28 protein-coding genes and 1 riboswitch are annotated in these 23548 nt (G+C 39.4%); of the genes, 17 read left to right on the top strand and 11 right to left on the bottom strand.

Annotated elements, in window-relative coordinates; genetic code table 11:
* Positions 1-32: 32 nt before the first annotated feature.
* The 7 genes from nrdE to B1sIIB91_RS01380 form a co-directional block, all read right to left on the bottom strand.
* The gene (nrdE, locus tag B1sIIB91_RS01350; protein ID WP_095687844.1) at positions 33-2177 is read right to left on the bottom strand and encodes a class 1b ribonucleoside-diphosphate reductase subunit alpha; all 2145 of its coding nucleotides are present in this window, start codon (positions 2175-2177) and stop codon (positions 33-35) included.
* Positions 2162-2569: a class Ib ribonucleoside-diphosphate reductase assembly flavoprotein NrdI gene (nrdI, locus tag B1sIIB91_RS01355; protein WP_236861120.1), complete on the bottom strand. Its 408-nt coding sequence runs from the start codon at positions 2567-2569 to the stop codon at positions 2162-2164. Before nrdI ends, nrdE begins: the two co-directional genes overlap by 16 nt.
* A complete protein-coding gene (nrdH, locus tag B1sIIB91_RS01360; protein ID WP_095687845.1) occupies positions 2566-2802 on the bottom strand; it encodes a glutaredoxin-like protein NrdH in 237 nt (78 codons plus the stop codon). The genes nrdI and nrdH overlap by 4 nt, the downstream gene beginning before the upstream one ends.
* 82 nt (positions 2803-2884) lie before the next feature.
* A riboswitch (cobalamin riboswitch) is annotated at positions 2885-3033 on the bottom strand.
* A gap of 47 nt (positions 3034-3080) precedes the next feature.
* Positions 3081-3752: a ZIP family metal transporter gene (locus B1sIIB91_RS01365; protein WP_095687846.1), complete on the bottom strand. Its 672-nt coding sequence runs from the start codon at positions 3750-3752 to the stop codon at positions 3081-3083.
* A 64-nt stretch (positions 3753-3816) separates the two neighbouring features.
* Positions 3817-4059 (bottom strand): mycoredoxin, encoded by a 243-nt coding sequence (locus B1sIIB91_RS01370; protein WP_095687847.1) that lies wholly within the window; start codon positions 4057-4059, stop codon positions 3817-3819.
* 33 nt (positions 4060-4092) lie between these two features.
* On the bottom strand, positions 4093-4536 hold the full coding sequence (locus B1sIIB91_RS01375) for a GNAT family N-acetyltransferase (RefSeq protein ID WP_095687848.1): 444 nt from the start codon (positions 4534-4536) through the stop codon (positions 4093-4095).
* 44 nt (positions 4537-4580) lie between these two features.
* Entirely contained in the window at positions 4581-5894 is a 1314-nt protein-coding gene (locus tag B1sIIB91_RS01380; RefSeq protein ID WP_095687849.1) for an FGGY-family carbohydrate kinase, read from the bottom strand.
* A gap of 179 nt (positions 5895-6073) precedes the next feature.
* Here B1sIIB91_RS01380 and B1sIIB91_RS01385 point away from each other — a divergent pair, with 179 nt between their 5' ends.
* Complete coding sequence (locus B1sIIB91_RS01385; RefSeq protein ID WP_095687850.1) at positions 6074-6904, top strand: class I fructose-bisphosphate aldolase; 831 nt, start codon at positions 6074-6076, stop codon at positions 6902-6904.
* Position 6905: 1 nt separating this feature from the next.
* Positions 6906-8045, top strand: coding sequence for a Gfo/Idh/MocA family protein (locus B1sIIB91_RS01390; protein WP_095687851.1), 1140 nt, complete (start codon positions 6906-6908; stop codon positions 8043-8045).
* Between the two features lies 1 nt (position 8046).
* On the opposite strand, the gene B1sIIB91_RS01395 is transcribed toward B1sIIB91_RS01390, so the two are convergent.
* Entirely contained in the window at positions 8047-8907 is an 861-nt protein-coding gene (locus tag B1sIIB91_RS01395; protein ID WP_095687852.1) for an L-ribulose 3-epimerase, read from the bottom strand.
* 88 nt (positions 8908-8995) lie between these two features.
* Between B1sIIB91_RS01395 and B1sIIB91_RS01400 the strand changes: the two genes are divergently transcribed.
* The 5 genes from B1sIIB91_RS01400 to B1sIIB91_RS01420 are packed head-to-tail and all read left to right on the top strand — an operon-like array spanning position 8996 to position 13173.
* The gene (locus B1sIIB91_RS01400; RefSeq protein WP_095687853.1) at positions 8996-9994 is read left to right on the top strand and encodes a zinc-dependent alcohol dehydrogenase family protein; all 999 of its coding nucleotides are present in this window, start codon (positions 8996-8998) and stop codon (positions 9992-9994) included.
* Complete coding sequence (locus tag B1sIIB91_RS01405) at positions 9994-10809, top strand: SDR family NAD(P)-dependent oxidoreductase (protein WP_095687854.1); 816 nt, start codon at positions 9994-9996, stop codon at positions 10807-10809. Before B1sIIB91_RS01400 ends, B1sIIB91_RS01405 begins: the two co-directional genes overlap by 1 nt.
* Positions 10810-10840: 31 nt before the next feature.
* Positions 10841-11755, top strand: a complete 915-nt coding sequence (locus B1sIIB91_RS01410; protein WP_095687855.1) for a ribokinase — start codon at positions 10841-10843, stop codon at positions 11753-11755.
* 9 nt (positions 11756-11764) lie between these two features.
* A complete protein-coding gene (locus B1sIIB91_RS01415) occupies positions 11765-12157 on the top strand; it encodes an RbsD/FucU domain-containing protein (protein ID WP_095687856.1) in 393 nt (130 codons plus the stop codon).
* A 5-nt stretch (positions 12158-12162) separates the two neighbouring features.
* On the top strand, positions 12163-13173 hold the full coding sequence (locus tag B1sIIB91_RS01420; protein WP_095687857.1) for a Gfo/Idh/MocA family protein: 1011 nt from the start codon (positions 12163-12165) through the stop codon (positions 13171-13173).
* Here B1sIIB91_RS01420 and iolD read toward each other — a convergent pair.
* Positions 13161-14996 carry a 3D-(3,5/4)-trihydroxycyclohexane-1,2-dione acylhydrolase (decyclizing) gene (gene iolD, locus B1sIIB91_RS01425; RefSeq protein ID WP_095687858.1) on the bottom strand — a complete coding sequence of 612 codons (1836 nt, stop codon included), beginning with the start codon at positions 14994-14996 and terminating at the stop codon, positions 13161-13163. The genes B1sIIB91_RS01420 and iolD overlap by 13 nt on opposite strands.
* A 45-nt stretch (positions 14997-15041) precedes the next feature.
* On the opposite strand from iolD, the gene B1sIIB91_RS01430 reads away from it, so the two are divergent.
* From B1sIIB91_RS01430 to B1sIIB91_RS01470, 10 genes are read left to right on the top strand one after another with little or no spacing between them, the layout of a single operon-like run.
* Positions 15042-15929, top strand: coding sequence for a TIM barrel protein (locus B1sIIB91_RS01430; protein ID WP_095687859.1), 888 nt, complete (start codon positions 15042-15044; stop codon positions 15927-15929).
* Between the two features lie 11 nt (positions 15930-15940).
* Positions 15941-16891 carry a PfkB family carbohydrate kinase gene (locus tag B1sIIB91_RS01435; RefSeq protein WP_095687860.1) on the top strand — a complete coding sequence of 317 codons (951 nt, stop codon included), beginning with the start codon at positions 15941-15943 and terminating at the stop codon, positions 16889-16891.
* Positions 16888-17754 carry a 5-deoxy-glucuronate isomerase gene (gene iolB / locus B1sIIB91_RS01440; protein WP_095687861.1) on the top strand — a complete coding sequence of 289 codons (867 nt, stop codon included), beginning with the start codon at positions 16888-16890 and terminating at the stop codon, positions 17752-17754. Before B1sIIB91_RS01435 ends, iolB begins: the two co-directional genes overlap by 4 nt.
* Positions 17755-17811: 57 nt before the next feature.
* Positions 17812-18630 carry a Na+/H+ antiporter NhaA gene (locus tag B1sIIB91_RS01445; RefSeq protein ID WP_095687862.1) on the top strand — a complete coding sequence of 273 codons (819 nt, stop codon included), beginning with the start codon at positions 17812-17814 and terminating at the stop codon, positions 18628-18630.
* Between the two features lie 9 nt (positions 18631-18639).
* Complete coding sequence (locus tag B1sIIB91_RS06040; protein WP_190279179.1) at positions 18640-18804, top strand: hypothetical protein; 165 nt, start codon at positions 18640-18642, stop codon at positions 18802-18804.
* A gap of 4 nt (positions 18805-18808) precedes the next feature.
* The gene (locus tag B1sIIB91_RS01450) at positions 18809-19318 is read left to right on the top strand and encodes a GNAT family N-acetyltransferase (RefSeq protein ID WP_095687863.1); all 510 of its coding nucleotides are present in this window, start codon (positions 18809-18811) and stop codon (positions 19316-19318) included.
* Positions 19296-19664: an iron chaperone gene (locus tag B1sIIB91_RS01455; RefSeq protein WP_420021869.1), complete on the top strand. Its 369-nt coding sequence runs from the start codon at positions 19296-19298 to the stop codon at positions 19662-19664. The genes B1sIIB91_RS01450 and B1sIIB91_RS01455 overlap by 23 nt, the downstream gene beginning before the upstream one ends.
* Before the next feature lie 17 nt (positions 19665-19681).
* Complete coding sequence (locus B1sIIB91_RS01460; RefSeq protein WP_095687865.1) at positions 19682-19945, top strand: helix-hairpin-helix domain-containing protein; 264 nt, start codon at positions 19682-19684, stop codon at positions 19943-19945.
* Positions 19942-21135 carry an FUSC family protein gene (locus tag B1sIIB91_RS01465; protein ID WP_095687866.1) on the top strand — a complete coding sequence of 398 codons (1194 nt, stop codon included), beginning with the start codon at positions 19942-19944 and terminating at the stop codon, positions 21133-21135. Before B1sIIB91_RS01460 ends, B1sIIB91_RS01465 begins: the two co-directional genes overlap by 4 nt.
* Before the next feature lie 12 nt (positions 21136-21147).
* Entirely contained in the window at positions 21148-21609 is a 462-nt protein-coding gene (locus B1sIIB91_RS01470; protein ID WP_095687867.1) for a DinB family protein, read from the top strand.
* On the opposite strand, the gene trhO is transcribed toward B1sIIB91_RS01470, so the two are convergent.
* Positions 21598-22506: an oxygen-dependent tRNA uridine(34) hydroxylase TrhO gene (gene trhO / locus B1sIIB91_RS01475; protein ID WP_095687868.1), complete on the bottom strand. Its 909-nt coding sequence runs from the start codon at positions 22504-22506 to the stop codon at positions 21598-21600. The genes B1sIIB91_RS01470 and trhO overlap by 12 nt on opposite strands.
* Positions 22507-22529: 23 nt before the next feature.
* Complete coding sequence (locus B1sIIB91_RS01480) at positions 22530-23540, bottom strand: Gfo/Idh/MocA family protein (RefSeq protein ID WP_095687869.1); 1011 nt, start codon at positions 23538-23540, stop codon at positions 22530-22532.
* Positions 23541-23548: the final 8 nt, after the last annotated feature.

Raw genomic sequence — 23548 nt, forward strand, 5'->3', positions numbered from 1 at the left:
TTTCTATCTTTGGTGGTTGGTTTTATTCTTACTTACAACATGCAACTTACGCAGTCAGATACTTCAGTTCCTTCAAGTGCCATTTGGCGAATACGGATGTAGTAAATAGTTTTAATTCCAGCCTTCCACGCTGATATCTGTGCTTTATTGATATCACGGGTAGTAGCTGTGTCTTTGAAAAACAAGGTTAAAGAAAGACCTTGATCAACATGTTGGGTAGCAGCTGCGTAGGTGGCAATGATCTTCTCAGGGCCAACCTCATAAGCATCCTCGTAGTACTCAACGTTTTCATTAGTTAGATATGGCGCTGGATAGTAAACCCGGCCAAGTTTTCCTTCCTTACGGATTTCAATCTTGGAAGCAACTGGGTGAATTGAGCTAGTTGAGTTGTTGATATAAGAAATAGATCCAGTTGGTGGGACTGCTTGTAGGTTCTGGTTATAAATACCATCTTTCATAACACTAGCTTTTAGGCTCTGCCAATCTGCTTGAGTTGGAATAGCGATATTAGCTTTTGCAAATATTTGCTTAACTCGATCAGTCTTAGGTGCCCAAGCTTGGTCGGTATATTTGCTAAAGAACTCACCACTTGCATACTTTGATTTCTCAAAGCCGACAAATGTTTTACCACGCTCAATTGAGATGGTATTCGATGCTTTTAATGCGTGAAATAAAATTGTATAGAAGTAGATATTTGTGAAATCAATACCTTCCTCTGAACCGTAATGAATCTTTTCTCTACCGAAGTAGCCGTGCAGATTCATCTGTCCTAAGCCAATTGCATGTGACTTCTCATTACCTTCTTTAATAGAGGTAACAGATTCAATATTACTGATATCAGATACTGCAGTAAGGGCCCTAATAGATGCCTCAACTGTTAGAGCAAAATCAGGGGAGTCCATAGTTTTTGCAATGTTTAGGGAACCTAGGTTGCAGGAGATGTCTTTACCAACGTTTTTATAACTTAGATCAGCGTTATAAGTAGTAGGAGTATTGACCTGCAAGATTTCAGAACAAAGGTTGGACATATTAATTCGGCCATCAATTGGATTTGCGCGATTTACCGTGTCCTCATAAACAATGTATGGATAGCCTGATTCAAATTGTAACTCGGCGATAGTTTGAAATAGTTGGCGGGCATTTATCGTTGTTTTATTTATACGGGTATCAGCAACCATTTCTTGATATTTCTCAGTAATTGAAATATCACTCATTGGCACGCCATAAACTCGTTCAACATCATATGGAGAAAAGAGATACATATCTTCATTATTTCTAGCTAATTCAAGAGTGATATCTGGAATTACCACACCAAGACTTAAGCTTTTAATACGAACCTTCTCATCAGCATTCTCACGCTTAGTATCTAAGAATTTAAGAATATCTGGGTGGTGAACATTTAAATAAACTGCGCCAGCACCTTGGCGGGCACCTAATTGATTTGCATAACTAAATGCATCTTCAAGCATCTTCATTACTGGAATAACACCGGAGGATTGACCCTCAATCTTCTTAATAGGGGCGCCGCTCTCACGAATATTTGTTAGTGAAAGGGCAACACCGCCACCACGCTTTGATAACTGAAGGGAGGAGTTAATGGCTCGAGCAATTGATTCCATATTATCTTCAGTGCGAAGTAGGAAGCAGGAAACTAATTCACCGCGTTGGGCCTTGCCACTGTTTAAAAATGTAGGAGTTGCTGGTTGAAAGCGGCCAGTAATTATTTCAGCTACTAGGGTTTTAGCACGTGCTGGATTTGCCTCAGCTAGTAGTAAGGCAACCATTACGGTGCGCTGTTCAAAGTTTTCTAGGTACTTCTTACCATCAAAGGTTTTAAGTGCGTAGCTGGTATAAAACTTAAAGGCGCCTAAAAATGATTCAAACTCAAAATTAAATGAGGCGGCGTAATCATGGATTTCAGCTAAAAACTCTGGTGTGTATTTTGCTAGTAAATCAGCCTCGTAATACTCGTTATCTACTAAATAGGCTAAGCGTTGAGTGAGGTTATCAAAGGTAATGGTGTTATTAACAACATGATCTGAGAGATACATCTGAGCAGCCTGGCGATCCTTATCAAATTGGATCTTGCCATCTGGGCCATACAAATTAAGCATGGCATTTAGCTCGTGATAGCTGTACTTAGATTCTACCGGCTGATCAATTAAAATTGTGTCCATAGGTTTTCCATTCTCTCAGTTACCATTTCAACATCATATTTAGTACCAATTAATTCAAACTTGTAAAGCAACGGCACATTGCACTTATCTGCAACTAATTTACCGGCGTAGCAGTACTTACTTCCAAAATTAGTATTGCCAGAGGCAATTACTCCTTTTAGTAGAGCACGGTTATGGGCAAGATTGAGGAATTTAATTACCTGCTTTGGAATACCAGAGTCAGCATCGGTAGTTCCATAGGTTGGAGTAATTAAAACAAATGGCTTATTAACTTGAGGAATTTCTAACTTTTGGTTAAGCGGTATTCGCACAGCATCTACATCTAACTTCTCGACAAACCTTTTAGTGTTCTCAGATACATTTGAGAAGTAGACAACTTGGTGCATTGTCATACTTTCTCACCTTTAGTTAGTTTGTATAACTTATCTGGGCGAAAGCCAGACCAGTGAGCGTCCCCTGCAATTACAACCGGTACTCGGTCATAACCTAGAGATTTAATAACATCATATTCTTTTGGATTTTCACTTAGATCAACAGTTTCATAGGCAAGATTGTTTTTCTCAAGATATAACTTAGTAGTCTCACACTGCGCGCAATCAGGCAGGGTATAGAGTGTGATAGCCATGTTAATCTCCTAGGAATAGTTTCTTATTCGTCGAGTCCAAGGAGAGATTAATCAGGTAAGCAGATAAATCTGCTTCTAAAGCATCTCCCCGCTTTCCACGACGGGTATTACTTGCTCAGCACTTGTTAGGCGATCCGACTTACTCTTTCGAGCTTACGGTTGCGGGACAGCACTAGAGTTTCACTAGTTTCCCCTATGAAGTGCTTACTTATTGGGAAATGAATTATAGCCAAAAGCGGTGTCGCTACTAGGGAGGCAGAGTGGTGGCGGGTGTCTCATTACCTACTGCTGGGGCGCAGGGTTTTAAAGGAATAGGGCAGCAGCTCTTTAACACAAATAGCCAACATGATCCCGGCCACAAAGCTAAGCAAGGCGCCAGCATTTTGAATATTTGCGAACAGATCATCACTTAAAAAGATCGCCGTTGCCCCAAGCATCTCAGCCAGGGTTGCCGTCAGGGTTAGTAGTAGGGATTTAAGGTGGCCATAGCCGGCCAATATGGCACTCGCGGTAATAGCAATTCCTTCTGGAATATTGTGAAGTGCCATTAAGAGGGCAGTGGTAACCCCAGTTGGCAGATCAACCAAACTGGCAGCAATTGGAGCGGAGCCTTCAGGCAGATTATGTAGTGATAGCGCTAGGGCAATAACTAAAGCTGAAGAAGATGGACCGCTGCCAACTTTTATTGACATTAATTTTGATATTAATAAGACAAGTGAAAAGCCTGCAATGAGAAAAATAAATACCTGCGTTTGCGCAAGGCCACTATCTAGCGCGGTTGGAATAAGTTGAATTAAATCAACTAAAATCATTGCAAGTGCAACAAAAAGGAATATGTAAGCAATTAGTCGCTCAGATGGATTTGATTTAATTCTCATTACTACCCAACCCAATAAAGTGGCAGAGGCAGCAGCTAGGGAGAGGATGTAACCAATCTCTAGTGACTGCATGTTTTAAAGTCTCTTTCTATAAAAGTTCTAGCAATCATATTGCCTAAATGACATTCGCGACTGATTAACTTAACTCCACTAATTTATCAGCAACCTGCTGCGCAGATGGATTTGTCATAGCACTGCCATCTGAGAAGACTAGGGTTGGAACAGTTCGGTTGCCGTTATTTACTTTTTCGACAATCTCAGCGCTTCCTTCGACCTCTTCAATATTAATCTCTTCAAATGAGATATCCATTCTCGCCAGCTGATTTTTTAGCCGCTTGCAATAACCACACCAAGTAGTTGAATACATTACAAATGACATATTTCCTCCATTTAAGGCTTTAATTGGCTTAAATTACTTATTTAAATAGATCTTATACTCCACCCTATTTGTAATCGCTATCTTGTCATAAAGTGTTCTAGCTAGTTCATTATCTGGGGCAGTTGTCCAGTAAAGTCGCTTTGAGCCTTTTGCTATTGCAATATCTTCAACCGCTTTAATTAATGCTCTGCCAACTCCCTTACCTCTCACCTTTGGGTCGGTATAAAGATCCTCTAGGTAGCAAAAATCCTGCTCCTCCCAGGTGTCAGGACGCCAGATGTAGTGGGTAAAGCCGACTACCTTTGAATCTAATTCAGCTACTAGGCAATTAATATTAAAATCTGAGTTAATTCTTTGCCAGGTTAATTCAAATTGTTGATCAGTTAACTTAGAGTTATAAAAAGTGATGTAGTCGGCAAATAGTTCAAGCCAGCGTGATTTATCATCTTTGTTTACTGCTCTAATTTTTATATCCATAATAGATCTTATACCTTTTATTTGTATCCCCGAATTAGATATCTTTAAATTGCAAGATTTATTATTCCAGCAGCAATTCCGGCAAATTGCGCAGCACCCGTTGCACCCGCCTCCTGAGCATCGGAGACTTTATATTCCCCAAACTGCTTACTCTTCTGACTTGCAATCATGGGATTCTTTATCCAGCCACCAGCAATAATTACTTCTTTAGATTTTCCGGTGAACTTTTCAATCAGGCTAACCATTTGTTCAGAGTCCTTTACTAAATGTTCAGTTGCAGCTCTAAAAAGTGCGGCCGGTGAGGCACCTTCATCTAAGTTTGTTACTGAAAGTCCGTGATAATCATTAACAATTTGTAATGTATTTGTAGAGGAATCAACTTTTAAAGCTGCCTCTCCCAAAGCAATCTTTTCTGCGCGAGTTTTTACACCAACTAGGGCACATACTCGCTCCAGTGTTAGGCCAGTAGGAAGTGCTCCCAGTAATGTGTAGTGATCTGGGATTACCGAGCAACTTAATCCAACATTTGCGGCCGCAAGTTCTGCGATTGCCTCCCTCGGTAATGAGGTTTTAAATGTGCGCAGAAGTGCTTCAGCAGTACCCATTGAATCAAAGAGAGTTCCCTCATTAATAGCGCCACTATAAAAAGCAGCGGTAAAGTGATCATGTCCTGCAATTGTTATTATTGCCCCTCGTAAGTTTTCAGGTGCACTTTGATTAACTCGACCAATTACCTCACCGGCTACAACTAATCGAGCAAGGAAATCTTTACCACCACCTACTAATGCAATTGCCTCAAGCCAAGGGGTGCGCGCTTCAACATCAAAGAATCCAGAGCGAGATATTAAAGATAATTCATTAACCATTTCAGCGCCTAAGCAGTAAGCAACCCATTCAGGAGCTGATAGAAAATATTTAGCGCTCCTTGTTTTGGGATACTCTTTATTAAGCCATAGAGTTTTAGAAAGTGAAACAATTTCATTAACCGGGGCACCGGCGCGAGCACGGAATTCAAAATCTCCAAGCTCTTTAATTATTGGCTCAGTTAATCCGCGTGGATCATGCCAAGCAAGGCCTGGGGCAAGTGGGTTTCCGGCATCATCGAGCAAGAAGCCAGTCTCACTAAAACCAGTAAATGCAATTGCAGCTACAACTCCGCCAGCATCTTGGGCAGCTTTCGAGGCCACAGAGATAACTGTCTGCGCGAGTTTGCGAGCATCGATTTCACTAAAATTTTTCTCATGTGTGAAAGGTGTAATCTCTGAATACTCTGCAAGTATTTTTAAACTTGTATCAGTTGCTACAGCTTTAATATTTGATGTACCGATATCTACACCAATGAGTATTTGTTTAGACATATAAACCTAAATCTAGTCTTTCAACCTGGCATTTAATAGACCCTCATTAAAACATTTAATGAGATAGGCAGGAGATTTAGTCGAGAAAAAATGCTTTTCAGGGCTGGTTGAATACTCTGGCATGGCTCTAGAATAAGGGCATAGCTGGTGAAATCACTAGTAAAAATTGGAGTTACCTAATGTCTGATGTATCCATTCGCCTTAAGCGACTTTTTAATAATGGGCGTTGTCTTGATATTGCTATCGATCACGGGTTTTTTGGTGAAGTTACATTTCTTGCTGGTATCGAGGATATGAAAGTAGCAGTAGATACATTAGTAGCAGCCGCACCAGATGCGATTCAATTAACTATTGGACAAGCAAAGTTACTTCAAAATAATCCTTACCCAAATAAACCAGCATTAGTACTTCGAACAGATGTAGCAAATGTATATGGCAAGGTGATTCCAGATCATCTTTTTAGTATTTTATTAGGAGACCCAGTACTGCAAGCAGTTAGATTAGATGCCGCAATAGTTGTTGTGAATTTATTTGACTTACCGGGCCGGCCTGAACTTAAGGATGCTTGTATTAGAAATATTATGACCCTTAAAGCACAGTGTGAGCATTATGGAATGCCTTTAATGGTGGAGCCATTAGTAATGAAGGATGCTTCAGCAGGTGGATACACCTCTGATGGTGATCTAGATAAAATTCTTTCTTTAGTTCGCCAAGCAGTTGAACTCGGCGCCGATGTAATTAAGGCTGATCCAACTGATAATGCTGCCGATTATCACCATGTAGTTAAAATTTCCGGGGCAGTTCCAGTTTTAGTAAGAGGCGGTGGCAGGGTTGGCGATGAGGAACTTTTAAATCGCACCTCTGAAGTTCTAAAGCAAGGTGCGGCAGGAATTGTTTATGGCAGAAACATAATTGCGCACCCAAAACCTGCAAAAATTACAAAAGCCTTGATGGCTATGCTCCATAATCAAACATCAGTTTCTGAGGCACTAAAGATCATTTCTGCCTAACATGTTAACTCAAAAAATCGTTAAGGTTGGAATTATTGGCGGTGGGCTAATGGGGCGTGAACTATTAGTTTTAGCTGGTAGATGGGATGCGTTAATTGAGCATCCAGTTCGACCAGTAATTACTGCAATTGCTGATACATCAGATTCTGCGCGTGAGTTTTTTACCAAAGCAGGAGTTAGTGAGTCTTATTCTGACTATAAACAACTACTTGAAAGTAAAAATGTAGATGTTGTATATATTGCAGTTCCTCATAATCTTCACCAAGAAATCTACTTAGCTGCGATTAATGCAGGTAAAGATTTTTTAGCAGAAAAACCATTTGGGATTGACTTAAACGCTGCTCAATCAATCTCTGATGCTTTGGTTGGTAAAAAAAACTTTGTTCGAGTATCAAGTGAGTTTCCCTTCTATCCAGGTGCTCAAGCAGCTCTAAAAGAGGTTAAGAGCGGGCGATTAGGTGAAATTGTCGAGGTTAGATCTGGGTTGTTACATTCTTCAGATATTGATCCATTGAAATTAATTAATTGGAAGCGACAGAAAAAATTCTGTGGTGAAATCGGCGTCCTCGGAGATCTTGGTATGCATGCCGCTCATATTCCACTGCGCTTAGGTTTTAGGCCTACTAGTGTTTTTGCAATTTTAGATGACATTATTACTCACCGCCCAGATGCTAAGGGTGAATCAATTGTTTGTGACACTTTTGATAATGCAGTTCTAGCATTGCGCGCAAAAAGTTCTGAAAGTATTCGAGAATTTCCAATGTTCTGGGAGATGAAACGAATTGCCCCAGGTGAAATTAATACTTTCTATTTCACTGCGACTGGACTAACTGGTGGGGTTCGCTTTTCTACCCGAAATCCTGCTGTCTATCAAACTTTCACACTTAAAGATGGCAAGCAAATTTGGTCTGAAATACAACCAGGCTATAACACTAATTGGCCGGTAGTTACTGGCCATATTTTTGAGTTTGGTTTTCTTGATGCACTACTTCAAATGTGGGCTTCATTTTTAGCAGAGCGCGAAGGAAGTCTGGGGGATCGATTTGCATGTGCTTCAGTTGCAGAAGTTTTAGATTCCCACAAAGTATTTGCTGCCGCACTTAATTCACATCAGAGCCGCGGGCAAGTATTAATAGCCTAAATTAATACCGAGCTTTCATGTATTTAAGTGCATGAGCAGCTAGATCATCTGAGTCTTCCCATAGGTTTCTCCAAATACATAAAGCATTAGAAAGTGCTGGGTCAACAACTACTGATGAGAATGATTCAAAGGTGATCGGGCCTGAATAATTTATCTTCTTTAATGCTGTGAAGAATGTATCAAAATCTACATTGCCAGACCCTAAGTAACCACGATGGCTTTCACCTATATGAACATATCCAAGAGCGTCACCAGCGTCTAATACTGCCTGTGACATTCCATCCTCTTCGATATTCATATGATAAGTGTCTAAATGCAGATAAGCATTTGGTCTATTTACAGCTTCAAGAAACTTAAGTCCTTCTTTTCCAGTGTTCATAATATTTGTTTCATATCTATTAACTACTTCTAGATTTATATTAATACCCTTATCAGCTGCGTAATCAGCAAGGCGGGCAACTGCCGCAATTGAGTTAGCTCGATTTTCAGCAGAGGCAGGTCCTGGATATTTACCTAAACTGCAGTAAATAACTCCACAAAGTTCAGTTGATCCAATCGCATGTAACTTATCAACAACTTTTCTAAGAAGCTCATCGCCTTTTTTTACAATAGATGGATTTGTACTCGTAACATCTGTCTCAGGGGAAAGTCCCAATGAGGCAGTAGCAAATAATCCATACTCTGATAACACCGCTTTTGTCATTGCCACATCTATTTTGTCTGGCTCGATCATCAACATTTCAATGTAGTCATAACCAGCTTTTTTTGCACTGGCGGCAGCCTTTCGAGCACTTGCCTCCGACCAATCACCGGCCCAAACAAGAGCATGCCCACCAAATTTTAAAGCATTTTTATTAGTCATTTATTTTCCTATCTATTGAATAGCAGACTAAAGGTAATTAGAATCTTAGAGTCTGTTTAACGATATAGGAAGGCTTTTTTAAATAATTATGAAAGCTGTCCTTTTGACTGAAATCGGTAAGTTAGAAGTTAAAGAAATCCCAACTCCAAAACCAGGTAAAGATGAATTAGTTATCAAAATGCTTGCCTGCGGTATTTGTGGAACTGACAGACATATTTTATTAGGTGAGCACCCAGCAGCAATGCATTTAGTTTTAGGTCATGAATTTGGTGGTGAAGTAACTGAAGTAGGTGAAGGTGTTGATTTTAAAGTAGGGGATCTAGTTTCAGTTGATCCAAACATTGTTTGCGGAACATGTGATCACTGCCTTGCAAAGCGAACAGCTCACTGTCGAAATCTTGCTGCCCTTGGCGTCACATTAAATGGCGGATTTGCAGAGTATGTTCTGCTTCCTAAAAGCCAGGCCTATTTAGTTCCTAAGAACTTAAATCCGCTTTACTTAGGTTTAGTAGAGCCACTTGCTTGTTGTATTCGCGGAATGGATTTAGCCCAAGTAAAAGCAGGGGATCGTGTGGCAGTCCTGGGTGGTGGCTCGATGGGAATGTTAATTGTGCAACTAGTTAAATTAGCTGGAGCAAGTGAAATCATATTAATCACAAGACAAAAAGAACGACGCGAAATTGCTATGAAACTAGGTGCAACCAGCACGATTGATCCAGTAGCGGAGGATGTTACAAAGATTCTAAAAGATATTGATGTTTCATTTGAGGTTGCCGGCGTTAGTCAAACCTTTCAGCAAGCATGTGCGATAACTCGATCTGGTGGAACAGTTCTTGTGCTCGGCGTTGCTCCATCGCATGAGACAGTGCAATTTAGTGTTTATGATCTATTAATTAGGGGATTAAAGATAATTGGTTCATATATAAACCCATATACCCAAGGAAGGGCTGCTGAATTAATCTCAAGTGGAAAATTAAACCTTGACCTAATTATTTCAAAGACTGTCTCCTTAGATGAATTACCAGCTGTATTAGCGGCTAATCCTGGTCAAGGTGATATCAAATATATTGTGACAGGAGATAAATAATGACAATTGATCCGATTATGAATAGTGAAAACATCTTAGGGCGATTTTCTTTGCGTGGAAAAGTGGCTTTAGTGACAGGTGCGGGGCAAGGAATTGGAAGGGCTTTTGCACACGCCCTAGCTGATGCTGGCGCAGATGTTGCAGTAATTGATCGAGAAAAAGAAGCATCACAAATCGTAAGTGATGAGATCAAGCGGAGAAATCCAAGTCAAAAATCAATAGCTATTACTGCTGATGTAACTGATGAATCACAAGTTAAAGAAACCATTAAAGAGGTTGTAAGTGAATTAGGGGATTTAACAATTGCCTGTAATAACGTTGGAACTGGGCAATGGATTGATAGCGAAAATATGCCCTACGCTGATTTTCAAGCAATGATGAGAATTAATCTTGATTCAGTTTTTTTATGTGCTCAGAATGAAGCAAAACATATGTTTACGCGTGGTTACGGCAAGATAATAAATACCGCTTCAATGTCAGCACATGTTGCTAATTTCCCGCAAAATCAATCTCATTACAACACTTCAAAAGCTGGCGTGATTTCTCTGACCAGAAGTCTTGGAACTGAATGGGCTGATCGAGGGGTTCGAGTAAATAGCATTTCACCTGGCTACACAAGAACTCCATTAGTGGAGGAATTACTTGAAACAGAAATTGGGAAAAAAATGTGGCCAGTCTGGAAATCAAGAATTCCACAGCAGAAAATGGCTGAAGTAACTGATTTACAAGGCGCCATAGTCTTTCTGGCATCAGCAGTTTCAGACTACATGACTGGTTGCGATTTAGTTATCGATGGCGGGTATACAGCCTGGTAATTAATCAGATCAGAATGTATAAGATTTACTCATGAGCGTTTTAGTCTTTGGTAGCTTAAATTTAGATTTAGTTACCTACGCCGATAAGTTGCCGGCAATTGGTGAAACTATTGTTGGCGAGAAACTACTTAAGTTTCCTGGTGGTAAAGGTTTAAATCAAGCAATCGCAGCAAGAAGAGCTGGTTCTGAAGTTTTAATGATTGGCTCAATCGGAAATGACTTAGATGGTGATTTTTTATTTGATATTTTAAAGAGTGAAAATATCGATCATAAATTTATTACCAAAACTTCAGAGCAAACTGGCATTGCCGTTATTGAAGTATCAAAAAGTGGTGAAAATAGAATAATTATCATCGCTGGAGCTAATTCTAAAACTAAATTTTCAGATGAAGTTTTAACTAGTTCACCTTTAGTAACCGTCTCTTTAGCCCAGCTAGAAACACCAATTATTGAGGTTGCTAAGTTTATTCAAAAGAGTAAAGCGGCTGGAAAAATCACCATCTTAAATCCAGCACCAATTCAAAAACTTGATGAAGCATTACTTCAAGATACCGATTATTTAATTGCCAATGAGACAGAGGCATCATTTTTAGTTGGCAAAGCTGTTGAACACTTAAGTAAAGATGAGGCAGTTATAATTGCAAAACAATTACAAAAAAATGGCGCGAAAAAAGTGATAATTACATTAGGAGCGCAGGGAAGTATTTACTTAGATCAGGAAAAGGATTTATTTACACCTGCCTATAAAGTGAACGCAGTGGATACAACGGCGGCAGGTGATGCATTTTGTGGCGCATTTGCAACTGCTATATCCGAACATAAACCAGTTGAATATGCGCTCAAATTCGCCTCAGCCGCAGGCGCCTTGGCTGCAACTAAAGCGGGGGCGGTGCCATCTCTGCCTAGTCAGCAGGAGATATTGTCAATGATTACATCTTTAGACTAAGTTTTAATCATGATTAAAAATGGAATCCTGCATCCACAGTTAGCCTCACTACTTGCCAGATTTAGGCATGTTAATTCAATAGCAATTGTTGATGGTCCATTTCCATTTTATCCAGGTGTAGAAACAATTGAATTAGCAATTACTATGGGTTGGCCAACAATCCCACAAGTTCTGGATGAAATTTTGCCATTTCTAGATGTAACTTCTTTAGTTTTAGCAAATGAGTTTGAGGAAAAAGTTGATAAGCAGATAGTTGAAAAATATATTAGTCACCATAAAGGTATCCCTACAACAAAGGTTGCACATAGTGAGTTTAAGAAACTAGCAAGTCAATCTTTGGGAGTTATTCATACGGGCGATAGCATTCCGTATAGTTCAGTTATTTTAAGGTCAGGCTTCTAATAGTTATGAAGAAAAAAGCTAGCGATATCTGCGTAGGTATAGTTGGCGCCGGAATTATGGGAAGTGGACACGCACTTTATATTTCAGAGAGTATTAAAGGTGCTCGAGTTGCTGGTATTTATGATGCAAATGCAATTGTTGCAAAGAAAGTAGCTAGTAAAGTTAAAAAAATTAGTAGCTATCCAGTTACCGTATATAACTCAATTGAAAGTTTGCTAGCGTCTAAAGAAATAACTGCAATCATCATTGCATCCCCAGATCAACTTCACGCCGAACACCTCTCAATGGCATTAGCTGCTGGAAAAGATGTGCTTTGCGAAAAACCATTAGCTTCAAATGACTCTGACGCTAAAAAAGTTGCACAAATCGCAAATAAATCTAAGTCAATAGTCGGTATTGGATTTATGCGTAGATTTGATCCAGCATACCTAGAGCTAAAGCGCGTAGTACGCAGTGGAAAGTATGGAAAAGTTTTACAAATTCGCTGTACATCAAGAAATGTTAGTTCACCAACTGCAACTACAGCCATGTTACTTACAAATGTTGCAGTGCACGAGGTTGATGTAATTAGGTGGTTATTAGAGGAAGAGATTAAGTCTGTAAGTGTTAATTTAACTAAGGTTACAGCGAAGGCAAATTCAAAGCTTTTCGACCCAATTTCAGTAAATTGCTATACCTCATCTGGTGTATTAGCCACTATAGATATTTGCGCAAATAGCACCTATGGCTATGAAGTTGGCATGGAGGTAATAATGGAGAGTGCATCCCTTGTTATTGAAAATCTTGGCGATTTAACAATTGTTAAAGATTTTTATCTACCAAAGCGAAAGTCTGGAAAGTTATATAAAGACTGGATGGGTCGGTTTAAACCAGCATATATTGCTGAATTAAATGCATTTGTTGAGTCAATTAAAAAACGTAAGCTTCATCCAAATTTTGCAACAGCAAATGATGGTTTAGCCGCCAGCATTGCATGCGGCCTTGGTGTTAAGAGTTTAAAAGGTTACAAACGCTGATTAGATTTGCCTTCAGTTAAACGTTTATAAGCTTGCTTGATTTCAGAAACTTCACTAATTCCAGAGATTGCAACCTCCCAGAATGCTCCACCTTCGGTCCAAATTTCTGGGTCTGTATCTATTACTAATACCGATACTCCTGGTGACTCCTTTGCTGCCTTAAACTCCGTAGCTAAATTATCAATTGTAACTTTTATAGCATTAGCACCAAGTGATTTAGCATGTGAAACAAAATCAACTTTAAATGGCTTATTTAGATCTGAATCATCAAACATTGTGCGATAGCTCTTAGAACCATTTGAAACCTGTAGCCGCTGAATTACTGCAAACCCTAGGTTGTCGCAAAGAATATAAACCAGAGAGTCACCATTATTTACTGCAGATAATATTTCACTGTTTAACATCAGATAAGAGCCATCACCTAACATTGAAATAACTTTTCCCTTACTTCCAGATTGCTTTAATGCAATAGCTGCACCCCATGCACCTGCTACCTCATAACCCATACATGAGTAGCCATACTCACAATCAAAGGAATCAAGACTTTTACTTAACCAATTATTATTTAGCTCACCAGGTAGTCCACCTGCTGCAGTAAGTACATAATCTTCAGGGGTAGCAGCTTTATTTATTAGCGCAACAACCTGAGCATATGAAGGTAAATCAAGTTTTTTACTGATCCTTTTTTCAATATTGCTCTTAACTAATTGCTGCGTAGTAGAGCGTTTTGCTGACCAACTTGAATCAGATTTATAGCCAGTTAATTTAGTTTGTAAATCCACTATTGTTTCTTTAGCATCACCGATTAACGCAATGGCACTTCGCTTAGTAGCATCAAATCGTGCAGTGTTAATGGATATGATTTTTCGAAAAGGATTTTTAAATATCGTCCAAGATCCGGTTGTGAAGTCTTGCAGTCTGGTGCCGATAGAAATAATTAAATCAGCTTCTTCAGCTAGCTCATTTGCTGGATCACAGCCAGTTACTCCAACTGGACCGCACCAGGATGCATCTGTAGCAAGAAGTGATGATTTACCAGCCACAGTTTCAACAACTGGAATTTCAAAATTTGCTGCGAAATCTGATAACTCTTTATGTGCCTTGCTGTATCGAACACCACCACCGGCAATAATTAAGGGCTTTTTAGATTTCTTTATTTCTTCAACAGCGGTAGCAAGAGAATTTAAATCAACTCTTGGCCTTCTAATTTCATGGATTACTTCCTTGAAAAACTCCTCTGGAAATTCGTAGCTTTCAACCTGAACATCTTGTGGGAATGCAAGAAATACTGGTCCACAATCTGAGGGATCTAATAAAGTTTGAACTGCATTTGGCAGAGTATTAAGTAGTTGTTCTGGCTTAGTTATTCGATCCCAGTATCTTGTAACAGATTTGAAAGAATCATTTACGGTTGTAGTTGGTGAATCAAAGTGCTCCACCTGCTGCAAGACTGGATCAGGTCTACGCGATTGAAACGTATCACCGGATAAAATTAATAGTGGTAATCGATTTGCCATTGCAACGCCTGCGGCCGTAACAACGTTTGTTGCTCCTGGCCCAATTGAAGTGGTAACAATTCCACACTGTGTCCTAAGTTGAGCTTTGCTAAAACCTACCGCAGCTAATGCCATACCTTGTTCATTTTGTCCTTTAATTGTTGGCATATCTTTACGATATCGCTCAAGAGCATCACCAATACCTAATGCATTTCCGTGACCAAAAATTGCAAATGCAAATGGAAAAAAAGGCTTAACCTGACCACCACTTCGAATCTTTTGGGCGCTTAAATACTTAATTAAGGCTTCTGCGGTAGTGTATTTCATATTCCTACTCTATCTAGTAATCCAACTTTGTGAAAGAATACTTATATGAAATCTTTTTATTCAAGAATAGCGTCCGCGCCAATTTCTTGGGGAATATGTGAAGTTCCTGGTTGGGGAAAAATGCTCCCAACTGATCGTGTTTTATCAGAGATGAATAATTTAGGACTTCCAGCAACTGAATTAGGGGCACCAGGATTTCTGCCTAGTGAAGCAAACAAAATTTCTGAAAAATTAGATGAATTTGAGATGAGTTTAATTGGTGGATTCACTCCAGTTGTAGTTCATGATAAAAATCAAAATGAAGAAACCTTAAGACAAGTCAAGAAAGTAGCTGAGCTGTTTAAAAAAACAGGTGCAACACATTTAGTTTCTTCACCGGTTTATACCTGGGATTGGGATGCTCCTAAGCCTTTATCAGCGGATGAGTATAAAAATATGTTTAGTATGTTTTCGCAGATAGATAAAATTTGTGAAGATTTTGGCCTAACTAATGTATTACATCCACATCTTCAAACTACCGTTGAATCTAAGGATGAAATCGAGCGAGTACTCGACGGTTGTGATGTTAAGTGGTGCCTAGATACCGGGCATATGGCAATTGGTGGAGTAGATATTGTTGAGTTCGCAAAAAATGCTGCAGATCGAGTTGGTCATGTGCATCTTAAAGATGTTGATCTTTCAAAGGCTGCGCCAGTTTTAGCTAGACAAGAGTCGATTATGGCTGGCGTGCAAAAAGGTTTATTCACTCCTCTTGGCTCAGGTGATGTTCCTATTGCGCAGGTAATTAACGTACTTGAGGGCGCTGGTTATCAAGGTTGGTATGTGATTGAGCAAGACTGTGCAATTACAGGTGAGCTACCACCAGAGGGCGCCGGACCAGCATTGATGATGAATAAATCTATGGATTACTTAAAATCTTTGGCTATTGGTTAGATAAATTAATAATGTCTGATGAAAATGTAGATGTCATAACCGTTGGGCGTATTAGTTTAGATTTCTATGCAAATGAGTCAAATGTAGGATTTGAAAAAGTAAAAACTTTTACCATGTCGATCGGTGGCAGCCCCACTAATGTGGCAATTGCAGCGGCTAGATTAGGTAATAAAAGCGCGGTAGTTACAAATATCGGTAAAGACTCATTTAGTGACTACATAATTTCAAAGCTAAAAGATTTTAAGGTAAATACGGATTTTGTTGGAATTGATCAAACTGAGTTCACACCTGCCGTTTTTGCTGCAATGGATGATCCATTTGATCCAACAATATTCTTTAATAGAGCAAAAAATGCGCCAGATACTAAGGTAGAAAAGTCTAGATTAAGTGATGAATTAGTAAAGAAGGTTAAGGTTTTTTGGGTATCAGCATGTGCACTATCTCAAGGTGAAACAGGTAATTCACTAAAATCATGGTTAGCTGTTAGAAATAATGCAACCCACACAATATTAGATTTAGATTATCGACCAAGTTTTTGGGAAAGTGAAGCTATTGCTAAGAAAGTTACCCTTGAAGCGATCTCAAAGAGCACAGTCCTAGTCGGTAATCGCCGTGAGTTTGAGGTTGTATCAGGGTTAACAGATCCGAAGAAAATAAGTGAACATTATTTAGGAGATCAGATCTCAACTGTAATTGTTAAGTTAGGTGAGCAGGGAGTTTATTTATCAGCGAAGGGTGAAGAGTATTTACTGCCTCCACTTAAAGTTGATGTTAGATGTGGTCTTGGCGCTGGGGATGGTTTTGGCGGAATGCTTATTCATGGTCTTTTAAATTCATGGTCACTTGAGAAAATCGGAAGTTATGCAAATGTTGCGGGCGCAATAGTTGCATCCAGACTTATGTGTTCAGATGCAATGCCAACCTTAAGTGAAGTTGAGGCGATGGTTAAGGAAAAAATATGAGTTGGTTACGCAGAGGAGAAACTGCAATAACTCCTGAGTCAGCAGGCTGGAAGTACTGCGGAATGCAGATTTTTGATTTTTCAAAAAGTAAAAGTTACTCAATTAAAATGGATCAGAAGGAAGGTGTACTGCTTTCACTTTCTGCGGAAAATATTGAAGTTTTAGTAAATAATGAAAAATTCAAACTTCAGGGACGACCGGGAGTTTTTGCTGGCATATCAGATTGGATATACATTCCAGTTGGTTCTGAATTAAATATTTCAGCTAACTCAGGTTTAGTTGCACTTTCTACCGCCCAAAGCTCAAAACTTTATCCAGTTGCCTATAAGGATAAGAGTCAAGTATCTATTGAACTAAGAGGAAGTGGTTTTGCTACACGGCAGGTGAATAACATTGCAACACCAGATAGCTTTGCAGAGGCTGATCGAATTTTAGTTTGTGAAGTATTAACTCCAGGTGGAAATTGGTCGTCTTGGCCACCGCATCGCCATGACGGAATAGCTGGATGTGAGTTTACTAATGAAGAGATTTACTACTTCCAAATTGGTACAAACGAATCAGATCACGGCGCCGAAGTTGGACATGGTTTCTTTAAAGTTTATTCTTACGATGGTTTAATCGATGAGACTATGACTATTAAAGATAGAGATTTAGTGATCGTTCCTCATGGATATCACGGCCCATCAATTGCAGCACCAGAGTATCCAATGTATTTCTTAAATGTCCTTGCTGGGCCATCAGAAAAAAGAAGTATGGGTTTTTGCGATGATCCAAATCATCATTGGATTAGAGATAGTTGGAAGGATCAAAAACAAGATTCCCGATGCCCGATGACTTCAATTAGTGGAAGAAATACTAAGTAATTCAACTTATAGTAATACTTGCAACGCACTTTCATTAGGATCTGATTAACTAGCCCTATGAAGTTAGATTTTTTCTCTCACAGCCAAATCCTGGCACCATTTTTCTTCCTAATTGGCATGCAACTTCGTAATGAAACAACACATATTAAGCAAGTGCTGCTTCCTAGTTTTGCCGCAGTTGGGGGCATGATTTTTCCAGCGCTAATATTTATATCGCTAAATTCAGATTCAGAAATATCTACTGGCTGGCCACTTGTAATGCCTACTGATATTGCATTAGTAATGTTGGTATTACTTACGTTAGGTAAGCGGGTAAGTGTTGAGCTTAAAACTTTTCTTTTAGCACTTGCTGTAGCAGATGACCTTTTATCTATTTTAGTCTTAGCTGGAAAGTACTCTGGTGCGTTAAAGATCAGTGAGGTATTTGCAAGTATTGGCGCGGTACTACTTGGCGCGGCATTAGGTAAAGTACCGTTTGAGCGAATCTTTATTAATTTTGTTAATTTATTAGTACTGCCTCTTTATGTATTTGCAAATATCTATCCAACAATTACTGAGGGCTTTGAATTTAACTCAACTTTGGGTAATTCAATCATTTTTTCAAGGCTACTTGGAAAGGTGATTGGCATAACTTTGTTTGCGCTAATTTTCAGTAAAATTTTTAAACAACAATTAACTATCAAAAATAGTGAATTATTAGCAGGTGCATCTTTTGCTGGAATGGGACTTGCAGTTTCACTTATGATTGCTAATCTAAGTTATGACTCTGAGATACTGCTTAATCAAGTGAAATCTGGATTACTACTTGCTGCAATAATCTCAGGATTAGTAGGTAGTTTGATTTTAATAATTACTAAACGTACTAATGCTAAATAGGAGATTTTTATGTGCATAAAAGTAACTTGTAAAATATGTAAAAAACCAACCTGGTCTGGTTGTGGTGAACATATTGAAGAGGCATTAGATGGGATTGCAATATCTGATCGCTGCGCTGGCCATGCCGGTGAAGTTAAAAAAGTAGACATATTTAGTAGATTATTTAAACGCTAATTAAATGCAGATTAAGGTTGAAGCAGCGACAGAAGTAGATGCTGACCGCCTTCGCACACTTCGTTTAGCAGCTCTTAGTGATTCACCAGATTCTTTTGGCGCCAAATATGAAGTTGAGAAAGAAAAACCAATAAATTTTTGGCAAAACTCAGCCCGGATTACCAATTGGTGTTTGGTATCTGCAGATGATTCCGACATTGGGTTAGTTGCCGTAGATAAAGCCACCCAGGATAGAACTGCAGATTGCTGGGTTTCAGCATGGTGGATTCAAAAGGAATTCAGGGGTAAGGGAGTAGCAAGGTTGATGATGGATTGGATAGATCAACTAGCTAATAAAAACGATTGGCATCGGATAGGACTTGGCGTGTGGCCTGATAATAAACAGGGGATTAGCGCATATAAAAAGTTAGGATTCATTGCAGGTGGTGAGCTGATGCGAAGTAGATCTATTCCTGGCTTGTTATATCTACCTATGTTTAGAGATATTGGGGGTGAATCACTTGAGCAAGCGTGAGATTGATTCATATATTTCCCAACAGAGTGAGCCAAATAAAAGTAATTTAAAAGTAATGCGCGAAATCATTCTAGAGATTGAACCAACTTTAAAACAAGGTATTTCCTATGGAATACCAGCATTTAAATTAGATGGCGAAGTTGTTTGCGGAATTGCAGCCCGTAAAGGTGGCTGCTCTTACTACCCATTTAGTGGATCAGTACTTGCTGCACTTAAAAATGATTTAGTTACATATAAGCAAACAAAGAGTGCACTTCATTTTAATTCACCACTTCCTAAGACACTTGTGCGTAAATTGATGACCCAGCGCATGGTGCAGATGATGGTCAAAAAGAAACGCAAGTAAAGTTGTAGTATTAGGCTGTGAAGAAGCCTAAGAAATCTAATCAAGACCTTGATATCTCTCAGGCGGAGTTAGATAGGTATGAGAGCCTGGATAGAGAATGGCGAGAGTATGGAATTTCCGCCCCTGCCAGACGAGCATTAGTGGATGCAAAATTATATAAAGTCTCTGATCTTAGAAAGATTTCACAAAGTGACTTAGAGGATTTACATGGCATGGGAAAGAGCGCAGTTGCTAGACTTAAAGTCTTAATGAACGCCAAAAAGATTAAGTTTCTACCATGAAGCGTTTTTTTAATTGGTTTATTGGTTTATTTTCTAATCGTAGAAGTTGGGTACGCCAGATAACTGTTGCAGCTGTTGCCTCAGCTACTGCATGGATAGTCGGTGATAATTTAGTTTTTGAAGGTGGCTTAGTTGCGGCAATTGTTTGCGCACTTAGTATTCGAATCTCTCTTTATAAATCAGTTCGAGAGGGTTTGGGCCAGATTGTTGGAACAGCAATTGGGGCAGGTGTTGCACTCCTCACCGTTCACTACTTTAGCTTTGGCGTAATTGCTATTGGCTTAACTGTGTTTCTCTGCTCAGTAGTGGCCAGAGGCCTTAGGTTAGGTGAAGTAGCATCGGTAAACGTTCCAGTAACAGCCCTTATTGTTATTGGCCCTGGTATCTCAGGCTCTACCGCTGAGCACAGATTAGTTTCAACTTTAATAGGCGCAGCAGTAGCAATAGTCTTTTCTTACTTTTCTCACGCCAGCACACCAGCTGGGCGAACCGTTAATCAAATATCTAGATTAGGTATACGAAGTGCTGAATTAATAAGTGAAATGGCTGAGGGTGTAGCAGCTGGCTTTACCCAAAAACAATCTGGTGCCTGGCTTTCAAAAGCAAGATTATTAGTGGAAGAAATTCCAATACTTAGATCACAAGCCATTGAGGCAAAAAGATATGCCCGCTGGTCACCACTTGCTGAAGTTGATGAAGCAGAATCTTTATATATTCAAGGTATTGCTATTGAACACATGTTGGTACAGATTCGAAGCATGGCTAGAACACTATTTGATGCAACATTAGACCCAGCACGTAAAGACATTGTTGACCGTCAAGTTGCTTACGCATTATCTGCCACAAGCAGTGCGATTACTGAGAAGTTAGAGTTATTAGAGTCAGAAAATCGTGACTCTCAAATAGATAATATTGCAAGAGATTTAAGGCTGGCAGCTGATAATTTAACGGAGGAATTAATTGAAAAAGATGACCAATTACCTAGAAGCCAATTTGTTCGCTGTATATCACTAGTTTCACAGATGAAAATTATTGCTAACTCACTAGATGAAAGCTCACCAGCTTTATATAGTGTTTCAACCCCAGGTGAGCCAAGTTCTGCTCAGGTAATTGCGATTAAACCGGTTAAGTTAAGCACTAAATTAGGAAAAAAGATTAGTAAAAACATTCGTACATTCCTTCACCGCTAGTAGGATGATGTAATGAGCACCCCAGAAATCACAGCCTTAGCCCTTGCATATGAGAGTGCAACAAATAATTTCTTAAAAGCGGTTGAAACCCTAAATAAAGCTGATTTAGATCGCTCAATAAATGGTGGATGGAGTGCCCGCCAAATAATTCATCACTTATCCGATAGTGAGTCTCAATCTTGTGCAAGATTGCGTCGATTAGTTGCTGAGCCTGGAAGTGTGATTCAAAATTTTGATGAGAATATCTATGCTCAGAATACGACTCTTGGATACTCAGAGCTGCCGATTGATACCGCATTAGCGTTATTTAAAGCTGCTAGAGCAGCCTCATTTGAATTAATTAAACGTTTAACACCAGCGCAACTAAGTAACTCAGGCCAGCATAGTGAGCTGGGTAAATACAGTATTTCTGATTGGCTGACTGGATATACAAATCATGCCAATGATCACGCTAAGCAGTTATTAGCCAATTAGTTCGGCGTTTGAATAATTTCGTTGTGGGTGATTACAAATCTCGCTACTCATTCCTTGCGCACACTTAGTACATAATAAACTAAGCGCGTTACACGGAACCTTTGGACAATCATAAAATCTTGTTGCAGGTTCTGAGCAATCTTTACATTGCCCAATAGATTTTGATCTTGCGCTAAATTTAAGCGACATACGATTATCAAATGTGTGAAGAGCGCCCTCCCACAAGCCATCATCACCGATCTCTTTACCATAAGTAACAATTCCACCATCAATTTGATAAACCTCTTTAAATCCTCGAGTTTTCATAACTGCAGATAAGACCTCACACCTAATTCCGCCGGTGCAGTAGGTAACAATTGGTTTATCCTTTAAATGATCATACTTTCCACTTTCAATCTCACTTACAAAATCTCTTGTAGTTGCTGTATCTGGCACGACCGCATTTTTAAATCTGCCAACCTGAGCTTCAAAGGAGTTACGGCCATCAAAGAAAATAACATCATCACCACGTTTTGCTACTAATTCATCTACTTCAAAAGGCTTTAAATGCTTACCGCCGCCGATAACACCATTTTTATCAACCTTAATTTCATTTGGATTTCCAAAACCTACTAACTCAGGCCTAACCTTTACACTTAACTTTGGAAAATCATTGCCGGTGCCATCTGACCATTTAAATTTCATCTTGCTAAAGCCCGCATATGATCTTGTTTGGCGGGTATATTTTTTTAAATCGTCTATATCCCCACCTAATGTGCCATTAATGCCTTGGGGTGAAATGATTATTCGCCCTTTTAAATTTAAACCCTGGCATAAGGTTTTCTGCCACACCTTTATTGCTGCCGGGTCTGGCAGTGGGGTAAAGGTGTAATAAAGGATTACCTTGGGAATGCTCATGACCTGATTTTATCCTGCGGGTATTAAATCTTAAGAGTGGGCCGTAGCGGTAAATTCGCAGATAGGTATGCTGAATCAATTAATTGAGATTGAGCCAGAGCATCTTTAGCATCAGTTTTAATCGGCTTACCAAGATCTATTGCATCAGCAAATGCCATTAATTGGTAGGTGTAAGTGGAAAGAGAAGGAAGATGTTCAACTCGTTTATTTCCAGCAACATCAACAATAACTCTTGGATCCCAACCTGAAACAACAAAATTAGGTAGATGTACGCTTCCTTTACTTCCTGTAACAGTTAAAGGGGCATCAAAGGCGGGTGATTCAAAATCACCCTTAGCTAGTGCTGCAACTCCATTTGGATATTTAAGTTGCACATTTAACTTAGTATCTAGCTTGCCATCTGGGGCATTAGCCTCTGTATTAACAACAGTTGGTTCACCACCTGTGATTAATTGAGAAATCATTCGCTGGCTATGAAGTGCGTAGCAACCAACATCCATAATGGAGCCACCTGCTAGATCAAACTGTAAACGCAGATCAGTCTTATCTGGCATTGGAGTTTGTAAAGCTGATTCAACCTTAATTACTTCACCGATTTCACCTGATTTAATGATCTCAAGTAATCTTTGAAAAACTGGGTGATAGTAATAGTGAAAACCTTCCATAAAAACTTTACCTGATTTACTTGCTGCAGCCGCTACCTCTTTTGCCTCAGCTGCATTACTTGCAGAGGGCTTCTCACTTAAAACATGCTTTCCAGCAGCTAGGGCTCGAATGTTCCATGGTCCATGGGCATTATTAGGAAGTGGGTTATAAATTACATCGATATCTGGGTCATCAATGACCTCTTGATATGAGCCATATACTTTTTCAATCATGTATTGCTTAGCAAACTCACTTGCTCGAACTTTATCTCTAGCGCCAACTGCAACTAATTTATGACCAGTTGCATGGGCTGGGAAAATAATCGCACTTGGAGCAATTCTTGCAGCTCCTAATATGCCAATTCGAAGTGGTTTCCTTGCGTTATCCATATCTCTAA

The organism is Candidatus Nanopelagicus abundans (assembly GCF_002288305.1).
GTDB classification, from domain to species: Bacteria; Actinomycetota; Actinomycetes; order Nanopelagicales; family Nanopelagicaceae; genus Nanopelagicus; species Nanopelagicus abundans.